Raw genomic sequence first — 18,959 nt, forward strand, 5'->3', positions numbered from 1 at the left:
TCAAGCGAACTAAAAACATCCAAGAAAAATGATAAGAGGTAAGCCCCTCAGCTATTTAAGGTTTCAAAAGGCAGGACGCCTTTTGAAAGCGGGCATGGATGCCGTAAAGCGTCCTTAAATAGCTGAGGGGCTTACCTCCAATGATGCTTGAATGTTTTTAGTTCGCTTGACGAGATTTTAAAAGCGGGCATAAACTTAAGTAAATACTTTGCATTTTTCGCCGATTAACTGACAATGTATGTACGTAGTGTGAACGTTAGCTTTTAACCTACATATGCGTTAGATCAATTTTTCCAATTTTTAAAAGGTGATAAGTGAATACTGAGTGGATTAGTCACATTATACAGCGACCTAAAACCTTTATTGTAGGCTGTTTACTGCTCACCATATTGACTGCGCTGGGCGCAGCTAACTTGTATTTTAGAGGCGACTATCGAGTATTTTTTGAGCCAGATAATCCGCAGCGTGTTGCCTATGAGAAAATGCAGGCCGTTTTCACTAAAAACGAAAGCGTATCGATTATTATCTCGGTCTCAGAAGGCGACCTATTTAACAACAAAAGCCTTACCCTCATTAAAGAACTCTCCGATGCTTCGTGGCAAATTCCTTTATCTACACGAGTCGACTCAATTACCAACTTTCAGCATTCTTATGATGACCAAGGCGACCTTATTGTCGAAGACTTGCTGCTTGAATTAGATTGGCTCAACCCCGAACGCGTTGCAAAGATAAAACAAGTTGGCTTGAGTGAGCCTGACTTAATCAACAAAGTGATTTCGCCTAACGGTCAAGTCGCTATGATAAACATCAATATATTGCTACCCGACGGCGATCAAACGAAAGAAATTACCCAAGTCAGTTCGTTTGTCAGAGACATGATTGCACCATATCAAGAGGCATATCCCGAGCATCGCTTTGACTTAAGTGGCATCGTTATTATGACCGACGCAATGTTTTTGGCGGCCATAAAAGATGCTACTACACTCTTCCCAATAATGTTTGTGCTTATTAGTATTATGATCGCTGTGTTACTGCGAAGCGCATGGGCGACTGTCGCAACACTCATCATTGTTTTGTTAAGCATTGCTTCTACAATGGGAATTGGTGGCTGGCTTGGCATGTTTATTAATATCGCCACCGTGAATGTGCCTGTCATTATAATGACTTTAGCCATTGCCGACAGCATACATGTGATTTCTAGTATGCGTTTTTATATGTTGCAAGGACATGATAAAAAAAGCGCTATCATTAAAAGCCTAAATATCAATACTAAACCAATAATATTGACTAGTGTGACGACAGCGGTTGGTTTTTTAACCATGAACTTTGCTAAAGTGCCTATACTGGCTGATCTTGGCAACTTGGTAGCAATTGGTGTAATGATGGCCTGTTTGTTTTCATTGATCATGTTGCCATGTATCCTATTTCTTTTGCCAATTACGTTCGCAAAGCAAACAGCGGCCCAAAACCAGCAAAATTGGCAAAAAATGGCTGATTTTACTATTAAAAATAGCCGAGGAATATTGATATTCTCGACAGTATTAATGCTCAGCAGTGTTTATTTAGCCAGTAAAAATGAACTAAACGACATTGCTATCGACTATTTCAACAAAGGCAATGAATTTAGACAATCTGCAGACTTTCAACAAGAAAAGCTAAGTGGTCTCAGTACAATAGACTTTGCTATTTATACGGGTATAGACAACCAAATAAACGACCCCGTTTTTCTTAACACGATAGACAGTTTTACTGAGTGGTTGATGCAGCAAGAAGAAGTTGATCATGTCTATAGTTATGCAAATGTTACCCGCAGACTCAATAGAAATATGAATAACGATGACCCAAGCTTTGCTGTCATACCAGACCAAAAAGACTTAGCGGCTCAATACTTACTTTTTTACGAAATGTCCTTGCCATTTGGCCTAGACGTGAACAATCAAATAAATATTAAAAAATCGGCTGTAAGAGTTATGGTCACGCTTAAAAATTTAGGCAGTAAAGACTTTACCCAATTTGAGGATAGAGCAAAACAATGGATGCTAAAACATGGTCCTAATTATCAAATGGATGCCGCTAGTTTGCCATTAATATTTGCGCACATTGGCAAAGCGAATATGCAAGGGATGATGCAAGGCGCTGTGGTAGCACTTATTTTAATCTCATTATTGCTATTGTTTGCATTAAAAAGCACCAAACTGGGTTTTATCAGTTTAGTGCCCAATTTAATGCCAGGTTTAATTGGATTTGCCTGCTGGGCGCTTATTTCAGCAGAAATTAGCATGGCGCTATCGGTGGTAATGACCATGACGATGGGCATTATTGTTGACGACACCGTGCATTTTTTAAGCAAGTATAAAAAAGCAATGGATGATGGTTTACCGAATAACGAAGCGATTCTTTTTGCTTTTAATAATGTGGGTAACGCATTGCTAATAACAACGCTTGTGCTGGCAAGTGGTTTTGCTGTGCTTGCTTTCTCGGATTTTGCAATAAATTCTGATATGGGTACGCTAACCAGCATAATCATTGTTGCTGCGTTAGTCATTGATTTACTCATTTTACCCGCGCTATTAGCAGCAGCAAACCGTAAAGATTCAGAAAATAAGCACGGGGTTTAAGTAAAGTATGCGTCAATTTTGACGATAAATACTAATAGAAAAAACATGATAATTCTCTGAGGAAATAAAACAAATGAAGGTGTTGATCGTTGATGATTCTGCGTTAATGCGTCGGCATCTTAAAAGTTTGTTTGAGGAAGCCGGTTTTGTAACCGAGATGGCTCGCAATGGACAGGATTGTCTCACCCAGCTAAGTACATTTAAACCCGATGTAGTAACACTAGACATTAACATGCCCATAATGGACGGTATTGAATGTTTAAAAACAATAATGAAAACACAACCACTTCCTGTGGTAATGGTCTCTTCTTTAACTGAAGACGGAGCCGAAGCAACCTTCAAAGCGCTTGCATTAGGCGCAGTTGACTTTATTCAAAAACCCAGCGGCACCTGGACCCAAAATATGGGCGAATCGGCACCTATTCTGCTGGAGAAAGTTAGACAAGCAAGTAAAGTTAGCATGCAAAAGTTAAGGTCGCCTGCTTCAACAAATAACAAAAGTATTAATGCACCCAGGCAATTAAATAGCTCAAGTTTTTTTGGCAAACCTACCCCAAGGGCGCAGACTCAAACGCTCACTGAACGAGCGCCATCTTCCAGAAAAAGGCAATCCACAGCCAAGAAACTAATAGTCATTGGTGTCTCAACCGGGGGACCAAATTGTTTGCAGGCCATATTGCCAAAACTTAATAAAGAGTTTTCAACACCTATAGTGATTGCTCAACATATGCCCGCTAGATTTACAAAAGTATTTGCAGAGAGACTAAACACCATGTGTGCGTTAAACGTGGTTGAAGTAGATACAAAACAGGCGCTCTTAGCTCATCATATATACATTGCAAAAGGTGATGCCGATATTGTAATTAGTAAAACCGGTGGTCGCCTTTATGCCGAATCTGTCCCAATTACACCTGAGTATATTTGGCACCCTAGCGTCACTCGCTTGGTCGAAACGGCAAGCGCGAATATCAATGCAAGTGAGCTATGTTGTGTACAACTGACGGGTATGGGTAACGATGGCGCACAAGCGATGAATAAAGCACACGAGCAAGGCGCGACAGTCATTGCTGAATCTAACGAAACCGCTGTTGTTTTTGGTATGCCGGGTGAATTAGTTAAGCTGGGAGGCACCACAAAAATCCTGCCAAATTACGCTATTGCTAAGGCCCTGCAGTAAGTCTCAGCCCTTTCTTTTTTATGTCTCCTTGGTCGCACAATAAGTCCACTTAACCGACTTTCGATTGCGCGGGACATTATGTGTTTTAAAGTGAGGGGTCGATTAATAAAAACAATAATAAATCGTCTGATTGGTTTTTAGCTATGTCTTAACTATGCCACACTATAGCGATTATCTATAGGACAGTGCATTTAAGCAATAGCTACACATTTTATGGGAAGCGTTACATGAACACACAGACACAAAATTTCGTGGATGTTAGTGGTGGATTTGTCACCATTAACAACGAAAGATACTATGCAATCAAATGTGTAGACAAGATAGATCCTTTTTTCATCAGCCTAATTTCAAACAGCGACCATTGGATGTTTATTTCGTCTAATGGCGCCCTTACTGCCGGACGCGTTTCACCCGAGACTGCCCTATTTCCATACGATTGCGTAGACAAAATTTACGACAATGCAGCTAATACAGGCAGTAAAACGATAATTCGCGTGCATCAAGATTCACAAATTCACAACTGGGAACCGTTTAATTTAGAACAAACGCAATTATATTCGCTTGAACGCAATTTATATAAGAATACTCTAGGCAATAAACTCATTTTTGAAGAAATCAATCATGACCTAAAATTAAGCTTCCGATATTCTTGGCAAAGTAGTGACAAATTTGGATTTGTTCGCAGTTCCGAACTTAGCAACATGGGTGGTACAAAAACAAGTTTAGAATTTGTAGATGGTATACAAAATATTTTACCTGCCGGCACACCCAAGTTTACTCAAACAATATCAAGTAATTTAGTGGATGCTTATAAGTGGAACGAATTAGACCAAAAAGACAGGCTTGGTCTATATACCCTATATTCAGCTATTACCGACAGAGCCGAACCTTGCGAATCACTTAAGGCCAACACTGTTTTCAGTTTAGGCTTAGAGGCCCCCATTACCCTATTGTCTAAAAGACAGATAAACAGTTTTAAAAATGGTCAAAGCGTAATAACAGAAGAGTATACGCGTGGCATTAGAGGTGCATATTTTGTTTCCCAAGCACTCACTTTAAATCCCGGTGAGAAAAAAGATTGGCTTATAGTTGCTAATATTGAACAAGACCAAAATCAAGTTGCTACGCTTAAAGGTTCTTTGAGCGAAAAAACGGCATTATTAAACGACGTAAACGCGTCTATTGCTCAAGGTGATGACGAGCTAGCGAGAATTTTAGCCAGCGCTGACGGTTTCCAGCTGGTTGCAGAAGAAAATGTAGGGGTTCATCACTATGCCAATACCTTATTTAACGTTTTGCGTGGCGGTATATTTAGTGATCAATATCTAATCAGCCAATCTGATCTAATGGCTACAATCAAACACTTTAACAATAAAGTATATGAACAAAACTTAGGCTTTTTGAGCGACCTGCCTGATTCGGTGTCAGTAAGTCAATTAATGGAAGCACTCAATAGATTAAATGAGCCACAGCTAACTCGTTTGTGTAGCGAATACTTACCTATTTATTTTGGACGTCGACATGGTGACCCAAGCCGTCCATGGAATCAGTTTGTAATAAAACTTAAAAATGAAAAACAAGAGCCTTTATTAACTTATCAGGGTAACTGGCGTGATATATTCCAGAACTGGGAATCATTAGCTTATAGTTATCCTGAGTATATAGAAGGGATGATTGCCAAATTTGTTAACGCTTCTACGATGGATGGCTACAATCCATACCGAATAACCAAAGAAGGTATCGATTGGGAGGTAGAAGAACCTGACGACCCTTGGAGTTATATAGGGTATTGGGGTGACCATCAAATTATATATTTGCTGAAACTATTGGAAGTCTCTAAACAGTTTCATCCACAAAAACTAGTTCAACTATTGCAAGCCAAAACATATTGCTATGCAAATGTACCTTATAAAATAAAGCCGTTTGAAGACTTAATTGTTGATGCTAAAAGTACCGTACAATACGACGAAGCCTTGGCAGAAAAAATTGAAACTCTCACAGCACAAATGGGTGCAGACGGCAAATTGGTATTAGACAAAAATGGCCAAGTCTATCAAGTTAATTTGCTCGAAAAATTACTTGTCCCTCTATTGAGCAAATTGGGAAATTTGGTCATAGATGGTGGCATCTGGTTAAATACTCAGCGCCCTGAATGGAACGATGCAAATAACGCCCTGGTTGGTCAAGGGCTGTCGATGGTAACGCTCAATTATATGCGTCGCTACGTTGTTTTTGTTCAAGACCTCCTTGCACAATTAGAAAATGATATTGAGATATCTCATGAAGTAGCCAATTGGTTAAACGATACTTTAGATGCTTTGGATGTGCTTGTGCCACAACTAGCAGGTAAAGTTCTAAGCGCCGAAGCACGTTTTTCCTCCCTTGCATTCTTAGGAGAAGCATCTAGTCGATATAGGGTGCAAGTTTATAAACAAGAGGGGTTTAGCGGCGTTAAAACGGTCTCTGTTGACAGTATCCGCGCCCTACTGGCTCATTCATTATTGGCGATAGAACATACCATTAGCACCAACAAGCGTGAAGACGGTTTGTATCACGCTTATAACTTACTAAATTTATCTGATAACCAGGCACAAATTAGTCACTTGAGCCCAATGTTAGAAGGTCAGGTAGCTGCTTTATCTTCGGGAGCGTTATCAACGGCAGAATGTGTAGACGTTGTAGATGCCTTATTCGCAAGTAATGTATATCGTGACGATCAAAAAACATTCATGCTATACCCGGATAAAGCACAAACTACGTTCATGCAAAAGAACGTAGTTGATGCAGCGAGCACTATGCAAATTGAAAGCTTAAACAGCATGCTGAAAGCAGGAGAAAATGCACTTATTGCTAAAGATGCTAACGACAATATTCGCTTCCATGCCGATTTGAAAAATAAGGGCGAAGTCGCGACAAAAATTAAGCTCTTAAGCAAACAATACCCACAGCTGCAAAAAGATAGTGAGGCTATTTTTGACCTATACGAGAAAACATTTAACCACCTCGCTTTTACTGGACGTTCGGGTGGTATGTTTGGTTTTGAAGGCTTAGGCAGTGTTTATTGGCACATGGTGTCAAAATTGCTGTTAGCATTAGGTGAAAATGCCCAAGCAGCCCATAATAACAATGAATCTAAGAGTAATTTAGACACAATTTGCCAGCAATACTATCGTGTGAGAGAAGGAATTGGCTTTAATAAAACACCAAAGGAATATGGTGCATTTCCAACAGACCCTTATTCACACACACCAAAGCACGCAGGGGCACAACAACCTGGCATGACGGGCCAAGTAAAAGAAGAGTTGATTTCTCGGTTCATCGAATTGGGTATTCAAGTCAAAAATGGTAGCGCGACAATAAAGCCATTTTTATTGCGCAAGCAAGAATTTTTGGGCGAACCCATAGATTTTCGTTATTTAGATGTGCATAACAATTGGCAGTCGATACCAGTTGCACAAGATGAATTAGCCTTTACATGGTGCCAAGTGCCATTTGTTTATCGCTTAAGTCATGCCGGTGCAGTTGGTATTGAAATTAAATGCAAAGACAAATCTATTGTGAGTACTCAAACTATGACCTTAGACGCAGAATATGCTACTCATTTATTCAAGCGAACAGGACAAGTCACTCAAGTGAATGTCAATATTGATGCAGCCACATTGTTTTGGCATAAAAAAGATTAATTGGAGTATTACATGTCAGGTTTATCCTCACTCTATAAAAAAACGCTGTCTTTAAGTGGTGTTGACACTAATGGTCGTTCAATTGAAGACCTAAAAGCATTGGTACGCGAAACTTTGTCTAACAAAATCCATGGTATTTCGTTTAGCCCCTATGTTGAAGGGCAAGGACCTGGGACTATAATTAGCCCAGAACAAATTAGGGAACGCCTATCGCCAATTCAGTCTTCGGTCAATTGGATTAGAAGCTTTTCTTGTACTGAAGGAAATGAGCATACACCAGCGATTGCTAAAGAACTGGGCTTAAAAACCATGGTTGGAGTATGGCTTGAAGACAATAACGAAAATAACGAAAAAGAACTGCAAGCGGGTATTAAATTAGCACAAGCAGGCGTTGTTGATATATTAGCTGTAGGCAATGAAGTGATGCTGCGCGGTGAAATGACAGAAGACGAACTGGTCGATTATATAGAGCGTGCAAAAGCGGCAGCACCGGGCGTAATGGTCGGCTATGTTGACGCCTATTTCAAATTTGTTGACCATCCCAAAGTGACTGAGGCTTGTGATGTAATTCTAGCCAATTGTTACCCATTTTGGGAAAGTTGCCCCGCTGAGCACGCACTTTTGTATATGAAAGAAATGTATCGCATAGCTACTAAAGCGGCTAACGGAAAACCTGTTGTTATTAGCGAAACAGGTTGGCCAAATGTAGGCACACCGGAAGGCGGTGCTGTACCGTCATATGATAATGCAGTGCGTTATTTTCTTAATACTTATAAGTGGGCGCAAGAAGAAAATATCGATATTGTTTACTTTTCTTCATTTGACGAAGCATGGAAAATTGAAGAAGAAGGCGACGTAGGTGCATATTGGGGATTGTGGGATAAAGACGGGATACCAAAATATGTCTAAGTATGCGAGAGAAAGCATTATCAAAGGTAATCAACTGCTCATGCCACCGGGTGACGCTATATGTTATTCTGGATATCGAGAAGGTCAAAGTCCACAAACCGGCGATTTTCCAAGCTACAATGAAATACATGAAGACTTGCTTCTTTTGGCGCCTCATTGGTCATACTTACGTTTGTACGATTGCAGTCAACATGCGTTAACGGTACTAAAAGTAATCGTTGAAAATAATTTAGATTTTAAGGTCATGCTTGGGGTCGATTTAGGTGCTGAAATGAGCAACCCTAACTGTCCGTGGGGTGCCGATTATCCCGACCATGTTTTGCAGCAAAATACGCAAGCTAACGAACGCGAAATTCAGCGTTTAGTGACCTTATGTAATACCTATGAAGACATCGTTTTTGCTGCCTCTATTGGTAACGAAGCCAGTGTAGAATGGAATGACCACATGGTGTCTGTTGACCGCTTGGTCCATTATGCGAAACACGTTAAACAAAACATTGCTCAGCCGGTAACATTTTGTGAAAACTATGTGCCTTGGCGCGACAAACTGAAACCTCTTGTTGAAGTGGTTGATTTTATTTCAATTCACACATACCCGGTGTGGGAATATCATACTATTGATTCGGCGCTTGATTATACTCAGCTTAATTATCAGTCGGTTGAAGAAGTCCACCCTAATATGCCAATTGTTATCACAGAAGCGGGTTGGACAACCACTTCCAACGGCCGTGGCATTGAGCCTTGGAACGCTTCTGTGCAGTTACAAAGTGAGTATTGCAAACAACTAGCTCAGTGGAGTAAGCAAGAAAACATCATGACGTTCATGTTTGAAGCCTTCGACGAGCCATGGAAAGGTTCAGCTGATGCAGCTGAGCCTGAAAAACACTGGGGCTTCTTCTTTGTTGATAGAACACCTAAACCGGTCATGAATGGCGTATTTGGCGGTTAATACCGCTATTAAACATCCGGTTTTTTGGTAACGCTTTTAGGTGTTGTTTTTGCCACTGGTTTTTTAATCGGAGTTCCCTTAGGCGCTTTCGGTGAAGCTGCTTTTGTTGGAGTCGTTTTTTTAGATGCTGCTTTTGCAGCAGGCTTAGGTTTCGCCGCCGTCTTCTTCGTAGCTGGCTTAACACTGGCAGTATTATTAGTCATGTTATTGGTGCTTCCACCCCCAACGGCATCCATTTTTTTCTTGTTTCGTTTAAAGGCGATAATCATCAATTTAGTACTATAAATTGAAATAGAATGGTCAGCCAACAATTTGGTAAATGGTAAGGACTTATAAAAGAGCGCTTTAATACGGAACCAAAAACTTACTGTATAAAGTACCTTTACGTCATCAAAATCTCCAGGCTTGCAATTTGTTAAGTAACGCATATTGCCAGCGTGCATATAACCACCAAACTTCTCTTGCAGATACAAAGCCGTTTTTTGCCCAATCGAGGGAAGACATTTTATTATTAAAGCTAATAACGAAACGGTAGTATCACCTGGTGGCAGCATAGTTACGCAGTCGGCAGCATTCACTAATCGATGAATTGGCGTTTTAATGTTATTTATCCACTCATCATTTCCCACTCGTGGCGAGCCATATGTATAGCAGGCGGCTAAGCCACCTTTGTGATGAATTAACTTAGTAGCTACGGTGGCTAAGGCCCCACCTAAACTATGCCCTGTAATATACAAGGGTTTATCTACGCACTGTTCACTAAGTAATTGAGTTTCTAGCTCGTTTCTTATCTCGTTATAAGCATCATAAAAACCAGAATGGATCATACCCCGTGTTTCACATTTTCTAATACTTGCTTTTGCATCTGCTTTTATATCTGCAAGGCTATCAGTTTCAGTTCCTCTGAAAACCAGAACCATATAACTTCCGTTTTCAACTAAAATCGCCTGCGTGCCACCACGATCAAAAGTCGCAATAGTTTTGAAGTCAAATTCAGCCAATTGCGCTCCTAAAAGCTGGCTATTCCCTTCATGGTCGTAGGCGACTTGCTCAATCAATTGAGTCAATAACTGTGCTCTGTCTGCATCAATCATACGCGCTATACGGTCGACAAAATAAGTCTTAATATATTCTTGTTGATCGCCAGCATTGCCGTCGGCTGAATTGACCGCTCCAAACAGGGGATTAAATTTAATATAAACCAATTCAGACAAGACCGACATTACCCACGCGGTTCGGTCACTGTATGCTTGACGGTAGGAAGGCAACTCTAAATCCAACAACTTAGCTGCTTTTTCCTTTTTTTCTAAGGACGTAAAATAACTTTCTGGCATGTCTAGTTCCTTTTAGCTCAACTGTGAGCTATCTCTACTGAGAGCCTGCTCTGCAATGAAGTTACACAATACAAGCGCGCTTTACAAGCATAGACTTACTTTGAAACATGCATCAAAACAAACTACGCAGAAACCTTGCAATATGGGCTCAATAAGTAACGGCATACTAATTTGCATGGGGCTTGTTTAAGGTCTATTCTATCAAGGTAATTTTTGTTTAAATCACTTTTTACAGCAGGACAAGGCATGACAAACACTGTGAGCTACTCGCTAGATAACAATGTCGCGACTATTACAATGGACGACGGTAAAGCTAACGCATTATCAAGCGACACCATTGCAAACTTAAACGCCGCTTTTGATATGGCTGAAGCTGATGATGCCATTGTTATATTGACCGGAAGAGATGGCGTTTTTTCAGGCGGTTTCAACTTAAAAGAAATGCAAAAAGGCCAGGCTGAGGCCTTACTTCTTACATCTAAAGGCTCAAAATTAGCGCGCAGAATTTTAGCCTTTCCAAAACCTGTTATTGCACTAGCTACCGGGCACAGTATTGCAATGGGAGCATTTTTATTGCTTGCCTGCGATTATCGAATGATTGCTCAGGGCGATTTTAAAGTAGGCTTAAATGAAACCCTAATTGGTATGACTATGCATAATTTTGGGATTGAACTTGCGCGATATCGCTTGGCCAAAAACTACTTTAATCGTTGTGTGATTAATGCCGAAATATTTGATCCTCAAGGTGCTGTGGATGCTGGGTTTATAGACCGGATTGTACCTCAAGAACAAATGCCAATGGCAGCAGCAATGGCAGGCAAAATGTTCGCTCAATTAGACATGACTGCATTTAGAAATACTAAAATGCGCTCGCGCATAGAAGCTTTTGCTATTTTAGACAAAGCGATTGAAGACGACTTGGACCCATCAAAAGTGCATGCCGTATAAAGCTTAGAAGTTTGTCTGCGTCGCCTGCCATTTTTCAATGTCTTGTGACGTAGCGCTTTCATTGCATTCGCCCACTAACTGAATTTCAGTGCTCACCGCAGTAAAATCAAGCTCAATATAGCCTGTTCGACAGAATCCATTTGCTAACAAATATTCATCTAGTCTTTCAATAAAATCTTCTTTAAATTTTTCATTGTTAGCACCACCTCGCTCATAACCACCGCCGCGTTTGCTTTGTCTTGTTTGAAACTGTTCCTTGCTTCTTATTAAGCCAAGTGTATTCAAGCCTTTTGTTCGCGATATTAATAAATAAGTAAAACGTTTCGAACCCGCTTCATCAATTTCAGTAGTAAACACTTCTCTCATATTTGAAAAAGCTTGTTCTTTTGAGGTACAAGCACTCAACATACTGAACGCTAGCAATACTAACAAAACGGGTTTATACAACTTTTGCACTTAACTCCTCCTTTTTTGTTACGCAACATTATCACTAGGGCTAAACTGCATGCAACATAAACAAAGTATTGAGCTCCAATTTACCTTATACAACTACTTACAATCAGTGTTTTGTTGGACGATAAATAATGTGCTAGCCTATAACAAATTGGTTATTTTTATGGCAATACAATGCAAAATTTCTCTCTCAACCTTCTCAAGATAATCATGGTAAGTCTATGTGTAATTTCGACTAGCTCTGCAAATCAAGCCCAGAAGTATGAACAACAGAAATCTTTATATTTCAATATGTGTAGTTCGCTGGCGAGGCCAAATGTTGACTGTACTTGTGTCGCAAAAGCGCACGCTACTTATTCTCATTTAAGCCCAAATCAACAATATGCAGATTTCTTGATAGAAACATATAAAAATAGTATTGGCATGCCGAACAAAAAGGACGAAGCATTTGAACGCTACCTGGCTGGGCGAAACAGTCAAGTTGCTCAAATTGAAATATATAACGCGTTTAGTGAGTATGAGCGTTACGACCCTTTTTATGAAGAAGTAAACGGCTGCGTTATTGATAAACAACCAAAGGTCGACATCCCTCCTTTACCTACAGAGCCTATTTTCAAACAAGTATATGACTACAGAGTAAATAGTACTGGTACGCAACGACTAGAGCGTTGCATATTAAATGAAACATCAAAGGTCTTAAACAGCGACGAACTCGCCGCTTTGCATTATGTGTATTATCGAGGTGTAAATGCGACTATATTGCAAAATAAACTTGGTTTGGCTGAGCAAGAGGCTAAACTGAACGCTGATAAAGCATCGAAAAAATTTGAAAATTATCAAAACTCTGTTCGTAATGTAAGTAATTATTGCGCAGCTTTGTTAGCCCCTGAAGAATTATCCACAGGTACACTCATTCAACGCTTTGTGAGAGACGCTGAACAACGCGCGGGCGCGCCTGTTGGCCTAGAATCAATAGATATTAATATTGCGCGAGGAAATGTTAGCAATAAATTTGGTGACGAAGTGGCAGCCTTGCAAGCTGAGGTTGACAACATCAAACGTGACTCATCACAACAGAATCAAGGTAAGGAAGCCGTCGATTCAATCAAAAATAGTGATGCTATTAAACAGGCACAAGCACTAATGAACACAAAGGCAATGAGTGCCACTGAAACCTTACTTAGCGAGGGTTGTACAAAAGCAGGGCAAACAAAAACATATTGTGACTGTTTTGTTGACAATTTTTTGAAAGAAATTGGTGAAGAAGGTGGAGCAGCGGCCTTACCGGTAATTGCAGATGGCATCAGTGATACACAAACAATGAGTTTAATGAAAAATATCAATCAAGCCACTTACATGCAAGATGTTATGACCGCTCAAGCTATTTCAGCTCGCTGCGAAGGTTAAAAACTAAATAAAGCGCTATTGTATTAAAGGTTTTGCCTTGCTAACCTCATCAGTAACGTTTTTTAAGATGGATGAGTCTATGATGCAAGAGACACCGTTAAAATCTGCAGAGTTTGATCCTAAAGTAAAACAATATTGGTTAGTAGTTTGGTTATTGCTATCAATTGTTACTTTATTTCTTATTCCCTTTATTCCCATCACAATCATTATTATCTTGTTAGTGTCGCAAAGCATTTTAGACGCTATGTCTGCCGAGCTATTTGACAGAAAATTAGTGGTAAAAAAGGGCATACTCTTTAAAGTCGAAAAATCTATACCTTTAGAAAAAATAACCGATGTGGGCCTAACTCAAGGTCCGGTAATGCGCATGTTTGGACTGTATAGGCTTGACTTCGAAACGGCCGGTCAGTCAGGTGCAGGTGCACTTGTATCTAAGCTGGGCATAGTGGACGCCATAGAATTTAGAGAATCAATACTCGCGCAAAAAGACAGTTTAACCATCACTGCACCTGCATCAACAGATGAAAAGCCTACAGATACCCTTGTAGAGATCTTAGATACCCTCAAAGATATTAAACACTTACTAGAAAATAAGCCTAGCTAACTAAGGTTGACATACAAACTATAAACAAAATATGACGAGACTCTCGGCATATTTTGTTGTGCATGTTGACAAAGTTGTCATTACCATTTACTTTCCAGTTGATAACCAAACAAATTTTAAGGTATAACCAAATTTATAATTGGTAATACCAAAAAGGCATGCACGTGGTAAAAATAAAATTAGTTAGTAAAGTAGCAATAGTGACAATATGTCTGTCGACGCTTTTCTCATGTGGTGGCGGTTCTGTGCGAGATGATGCAGTGCTTCCCGTTGCGCCAGTCACACCACCGGTAATACCACCAACCGGTATTGCAGACCCTATATTTCCGCCAAATAATTCGGTGACTAATTGCAACGGGTTAGATTTCATTGAACGCATTAGTGTTGAATCTGACTCCGTCGCTACCAGCGGCTTTGAAGCTAGTAAGGCTATAGATAACGACCTTACAAATGAAAGTCGTTGGCAGAGCAGTGAAAATGGCGCTGAACTTACTATCGATTTAGGCTATCGACATTTACTGAAGGAAATCGGTACAGCTTGGTACATGGGCGACGCGCAAATTTCGACCTTCGATTTATTTGTTTCTGAAGATGGCATCGATTATACACGAATTTTAACAAATCAAAGCAGCAGCGGTACTACTGATGCGTTAGAGCGCTTTGAAGTAAGCAATACCATTACACGATTTGTCCGTTTTGTCAGCTTTGGTGCTAACGACGCTGCCAATATGTTGGGTGAAACTGCCTTGAAAGAATTAGCTGTGTTTGCTTGTCCACTCGATGTAGATGTGGTGCCATTGCAAACACAAACTGTCGATCTTGCTCAGTATCAATTAGATCCGAATGTTGCGCCCGGCGAAAATTTTGATTTACTTACTTGGGCCTTAGATACTCCTCGAACTGATCCTAGCGATGGTTTTTCGCTTCGCGCCAGTGAACGAGATTTAGACCAGGGCTTTGAAGACGATGACCACTTCTACACCGCATCTGACGGTGCGATGGTTTTTCGATCAACCATATTTGGTGCAAAAACGTCTGCAAACACTAGTTTTACACGCAGTGAATTACGCGAAATGTTGCGCCGAGGCAACACTAGCATCAGTACTCAGGGAGTTAATCAAAATAATTGGATCTTAGGGTATCAACCTAATCCGGGTAGACCTGTTGGTGGCAGAGGAGGTTCACTTAAAGCCACATTGCGCATAGATAAGGTCACATTGGACGGCAGTCAATCGCACACGGGTCGCTTAATTGTTGGGCAAATACATGCTGGTAGTGACGAACCCATTCGTTTGTACTATAAAAAGTTTCCAAATAATGAGCGTGGCTACATATACTTCGCCCACGAACTTAACGGTGGCGAAGATATTTGGAAAATGGTGCTAGGCCCAACGCATTCCAATACCGATAATCAACCTATATTTACCGCTAATATTGACCAAGGCATTGCTCTAGAAGAAATATTTTCTTATGAAATTGAACAACAAGGCGCTCGCATAGATGTATTCATTCGGCGCGGTGACTTAAATGGGCCAATCATCGCCCATCAGTTTATTGATATGGAAGCAGAAAATAGCGGCTATGACCAAACATCGGTGTGGAATTACTTCAAAGCCGGTGCATATTCACAAAACAATACTGGTGATAGCGGCGATGCAAATGGCGTTGGCTCAGACTACGACCAAGTACGTTTCTATTATTTGAGCAATACGCACGGTGAGCAATAATATTAGCTGTAGGTAAATTAGGCCCATTTAAACCCACAGGTTTATCGACTAATTAGAGCGCCATAAGTAATACATAGCAGGTAATACAATAAGCGTTAATACCACGGCGCTTAGCATTCCACCTACCATAGGTGCAGCAATTCTGCTCATGATTTCTGACCCTGTTCCACTACCATACATCACTGGCAATAAACCAAATATAATAGATGTAGAGGTCATCATGACAGGTCTTATGCGCATTTTAGAGCCTTCCATAATAGCTTGCTTTAAATCCTCTTGAGTATATTGTGTGCCTAAATCAGCATACTTATTGTCTAGGTAAGTGAGCATGATAATACCTATTTCGACTGCCACACCCGCAAGGGCAATAAAGCCAACTCCCACAGCAACAGAATAGTTAAAGCCAGATATGTAAAGCAGCCATATTCCCCCAATCAGGGCAAAAGGCAGCGTGCCTATTATCATGAGAACTTGGGGAAAACTTCGAAAGCTCGCATACAAAAGGATCACAATGATAGCGAGTGTAAGGGGCACAACATAAGCCAACTTTGCCTTCGCCCGCTCCATATATTCGTACTGACCACTAAAGGTAATCGAGTATCCTACGGGCAAATCTACACGCTGCTCGATAATTGCTTTTGCACTATCAACATACTCCCCCACATCAATGTTCTCAATATCAATATAAACCCAGCCGTTTGGTCTGGCGTTTTCACTTTTAATACTTGCGGGTCCTTCTTCTATAACAAGATTCGCCACATCACCTAATTTAATATGCGCACCACTTGGCGTAACAAATGGTAATGCTTGAAGTTGTGTGGGGGAATCTCTATATGACTGAGGAAAGCGCACTTGCACGGGATAGCGTTCTAAGCCTTCTACGCTATTTGTAAGATTGATGCCGCCTACCGCACTGCCAATAAAAGACTGTATATCAGCTATATTTAGACCGTATCTAGCCGCTTGTTTACGATTAATATCAATAGTAATGTATTTGCCACCCGCAGCACGTTCAGCATATACCGAAGCAGTGCCTTCAAGTTCCGACAATACAGTTTCTAACTGTTGTCCTATTTGCTGTATAAGCGCTAGATCTGGCCCGCCAATCTTTATACCCACTGGGGTTTTGATACCTGTCGCTAACATATCAATACGCGTTTTTATTGGCATTACCCAAGCATTGGTTAAACCCGGAAAGTTAATTAACGTTTCTAACTCTTCAATAAGTGCGGAGGTATCTATGCCCTCTCGCCATTGCGCTTTAGGTTTGAGTTGTATGGTTGTTTCTATCATAGTAAGTGGCGCTGGATCGGTTGCAGTATTTGCTCTGCCAACTTTACCAAACACATTAGCTACCTCTGGGATTGTTTTAATTAGCTTGTCTGTTTGCTGTAAAATATCCCTTGCTTCACCAATTGAGACCCCTGCATAGGTAGTTGGCATGTACATTAAATCACCTTCATCTAAGGGCGGAATAAATTCACTGCCTATTTTTGAAGCCGGCCAAAAGCCAATACACAACATAATAATGGTTACACCAATAGTCAGCTTTGGAAAGCGAAGTACTTGCTTCAAAACGGGCTCGTATACACTGATTAATGCGCTGTTTATTGGGTTTTTGCGCTCAGGCATTATGCTGCCACGAACAAAGTAACCCATCAGCACGGGCACAAGTGTAATCGCAAGTATTGCAGCTGCCGCCATCGCATATGTTTTGGTGTACGCTAGTGGCGAAAACATTCGGCCTTCTTGTGCTTCTAGGGTAAATACCGGCACAAAACTAATGGTTATAATCAATAAAGAGAAGAATAATGAAGGCCCTACTTCACTTGCAGATTGAGCCACAATTTGCCAACGATTTTGTGATGATAATGGTGTTCTTTCTATATGTTTGTGCATGTTTTCAACCAGCACTATCGCCCCATCAATCATTGCGCCAATCGCAATTGCAATGCCGCCCAAAGACATAATATTGGCATTAATACCCTGTATATGCATTACAATAAAGGCTGCCAATATGCCAATGGGTAAACTCACAATAACAACTAATGATGAGCGAATATGAAATAAAAACACGATACAAATAAGCACCACCACGGCAAATTCGACAAGGAGTTTTGTGCTTAGATTCTCTATAGAGCGTTCAATTAAGCCTGATCTATCGTAAACGTTTATTACTTTTACGCCGTCTGGCAAACTACTTTTAAGCGCTTCTAATTTAGCTTTAACTTTTTCGATAGTTGCTTGTGCATTTTCACCAAAACGCATCACAACAATACCGCCAACCACCTCTCCTTCACCGTTAAGTTCAGCAAGGCCGCGACGAATTTGTGGGCCTATTTGCACACGCGCTATATCCTTAATTAAAATAGGTGTACCGTTATTATTAGCGCTGCTAACGAGCCCAATGGGTATGTCCTCGATATCTTGTTTATTCGAAATATACCCGGTCGTGCGAACCATATACTCGGTTTCTGCTAGTTCAATTACCGACGCCCCCGACTCTTGGTTTCCGCGTTGTATAGCCATTTGCACATGCGCTAATGGAATATTAAAAGCTTGCAGTTTGATGGGATCAACCACAACTTGGTATTGCTTCACCATACCGCCGACAGTTGCGACTTCAGATACACCCGGAACTGATTGCAACTCGTACTTTAGGAACCAGTTTTGCAGACTGGTAAGTTCGCTTAAGTCATGTTGCCCAGTTCTATCGACTAATGCATACTGATAAATCCAACCCACGCCTGTTGCATCTGGCCCAAGCTGTGGCTTTGCAGATGATGGCAGACGCGGCGCTACCTGAGATAAGTATTCCAATACACGGCTACGTGCCCAATAAAGGTCGGTATTATCCTCAAAAATGATGTACACATATGAATCCCCAAAAAACGAAAATCCCCTCACCGTTTTTGCACCCGGAACTGACAACATAGCGGTGGTCAAGGAATAAGTCACTTGGTCTTCAACTACCTGTGGCGCTTGCCCTGGATAGGATGTTTTTATAATGACTTGCACGTCAGATAAATCTGGTATCGCATCAACAGGTGTATTCTTAACAGAATATATGCCACCGCCTACTAGCATAAATGTTGCCAGTAAAACAAAAAACCGATTGCGAATAGACCAATGAATAATCGCCGATATCAT

Annotated in this window: 12 protein-coding genes; 9 read left to right on the forward strand and 3 right to left on the reverse strand. The window is 40.7% G+C overall.

Annotated elements, in window-relative coordinates; translation table 11 throughout:
• Positions 1-314 precede the first annotated feature (314 nt).
• From RM552_RS07350 to RM552_RS07370, 5 genes are all read left to right on the forward strand, one after another.
• Positions 315-2,618, forward strand: coding sequence for an efflux RND transporter permease subunit (locus tag RM552_RS07350; RefSeq protein ID WP_311368115.1), 2,304 nt, complete (start codon positions 315-317; stop codon positions 2,616-2,618).
• Positions 2,619-2,691: 73 nt separating this feature from the next.
• Positions 2,692-3,795, forward strand: a complete 1,104-nt coding sequence (gene cheB, locus RM552_RS07355; RefSeq protein ID WP_311368116.1) for a chemotaxis-specific protein-glutamate methyltransferase CheB — start codon at positions 2,692-2,694, stop codon at positions 3,793-3,795.
• Between the two features lie 227 nt (positions 3,796-4,022).
• A complete protein-coding gene (locus RM552_RS07360) occupies positions 4,023-7,478 on the forward strand; it encodes a hypothetical protein (RefSeq protein WP_311368117.1) in 3,456 nt (1,151 codons plus the stop codon).
• Positions 7,479-7,490: 12 nt separating this feature from the next.
• Entirely contained in the window at positions 7,491-8,387 is an 897-nt protein-coding gene (locus tag RM552_RS07365) for a glycoside hydrolase family 17 protein (protein WP_311368118.1), read from the forward strand.
• A complete protein-coding gene (locus tag RM552_RS07370; protein WP_311368119.1) occupies positions 8,380-9,336 on the forward strand; it encodes a glycosyl hydrolase family 17 protein in 957 nt (318 codons plus the stop codon). Before RM552_RS07365 ends, RM552_RS07370 begins: the two co-directional genes overlap by 8 nt.
• Positions 9,337-9,344: 8 nt before the next feature.
• Here the strand turns inward: RM552_RS07370 and RM552_RS07375 are convergent, their stop codons facing one another.
• The gene (locus RM552_RS07375) at positions 9,345-10,670 is read right to left on the reverse strand and encodes a lipase family protein (protein WP_311368120.1); all 1,326 of its coding nucleotides are present in this window, start codon (positions 10,668-10,670) and stop codon (positions 9,345-9,347) included.
• Positions 10,671-10,916: 246 nt separating this feature from the next.
• Here RM552_RS07375 and RM552_RS07380 point away from each other — a divergent pair, with 246 nt between their 5' ends.
• A complete protein-coding gene (locus RM552_RS07380) occupies positions 10,917-11,618 on the forward strand; it encodes a crotonase/enoyl-CoA hydratase family protein (protein ID WP_311368121.1) in 702 nt (233 codons plus the stop codon).
• A 3-nt stretch (positions 11,619-11,621) separates the two neighbouring features.
• Here RM552_RS07380 and RM552_RS07385 read toward each other — a convergent pair whose 3' ends face one another.
• Entirely contained in the window at positions 11,622-12,074 is a 453-nt protein-coding gene (locus RM552_RS07385; RefSeq protein ID WP_311368122.1) for a hypothetical protein, read from the reverse strand.
• 171 nt (positions 12,075-12,245) lie between these two features.
• Between RM552_RS07385 and RM552_RS07390 the strand changes: the two genes are divergently transcribed.
• The 3 genes from RM552_RS07390 to RM552_RS07400 all read left to right on the forward strand — a co-directional run bounded on the left by RM552_RS07390 (position 12,246) and on the right by RM552_RS07400 (position 15,809).
• Positions 12,246-13,478 (forward strand): hypothetical protein, encoded by a 1,233-nt coding sequence (locus RM552_RS07390; RefSeq protein ID WP_311368123.1) that lies wholly within the window; start codon positions 12,246-12,248, stop codon positions 13,476-13,478.
• Positions 13,479-13,560: 82 nt separating this feature from the next.
• Complete coding sequence (locus RM552_RS07395; RefSeq protein ID WP_311368297.1) at positions 13,561-14,082, forward strand: PH domain-containing protein; 522 nt, start codon at positions 13,561-13,563, stop codon at positions 14,080-14,082.
• Between the two features lie 164 nt (positions 14,083-14,246).
• Positions 14,247-15,809: a polysaccharide lyase family 7 protein gene (locus tag RM552_RS07400; protein ID WP_311368124.1), complete on the forward strand. Its 1,563-nt coding sequence runs from the start codon at positions 14,247-14,249 to the stop codon at positions 15,807-15,809.
• 48 nt (positions 15,810-15,857) lie between these two features.
• Here RM552_RS07400 and RM552_RS07405 read toward each other — a convergent pair whose 3' ends face one another.
• The gene (locus RM552_RS07405) at positions 15,858-18,959 is read right to left on the reverse strand and encodes an efflux RND transporter permease subunit (protein WP_311368125.1); all 3,102 of its coding nucleotides are present in this window, start codon (positions 18,957-18,959) and stop codon (positions 15,858-15,860) included.

The organism is Glaciecola petra, assembly GCF_031846345.1.
Taxonomy (GTDB): domain Bacteria; phylum Pseudomonadota; class Gammaproteobacteria; order Enterobacterales; family Alteromonadaceae; genus Glaciecola; species Glaciecola petra.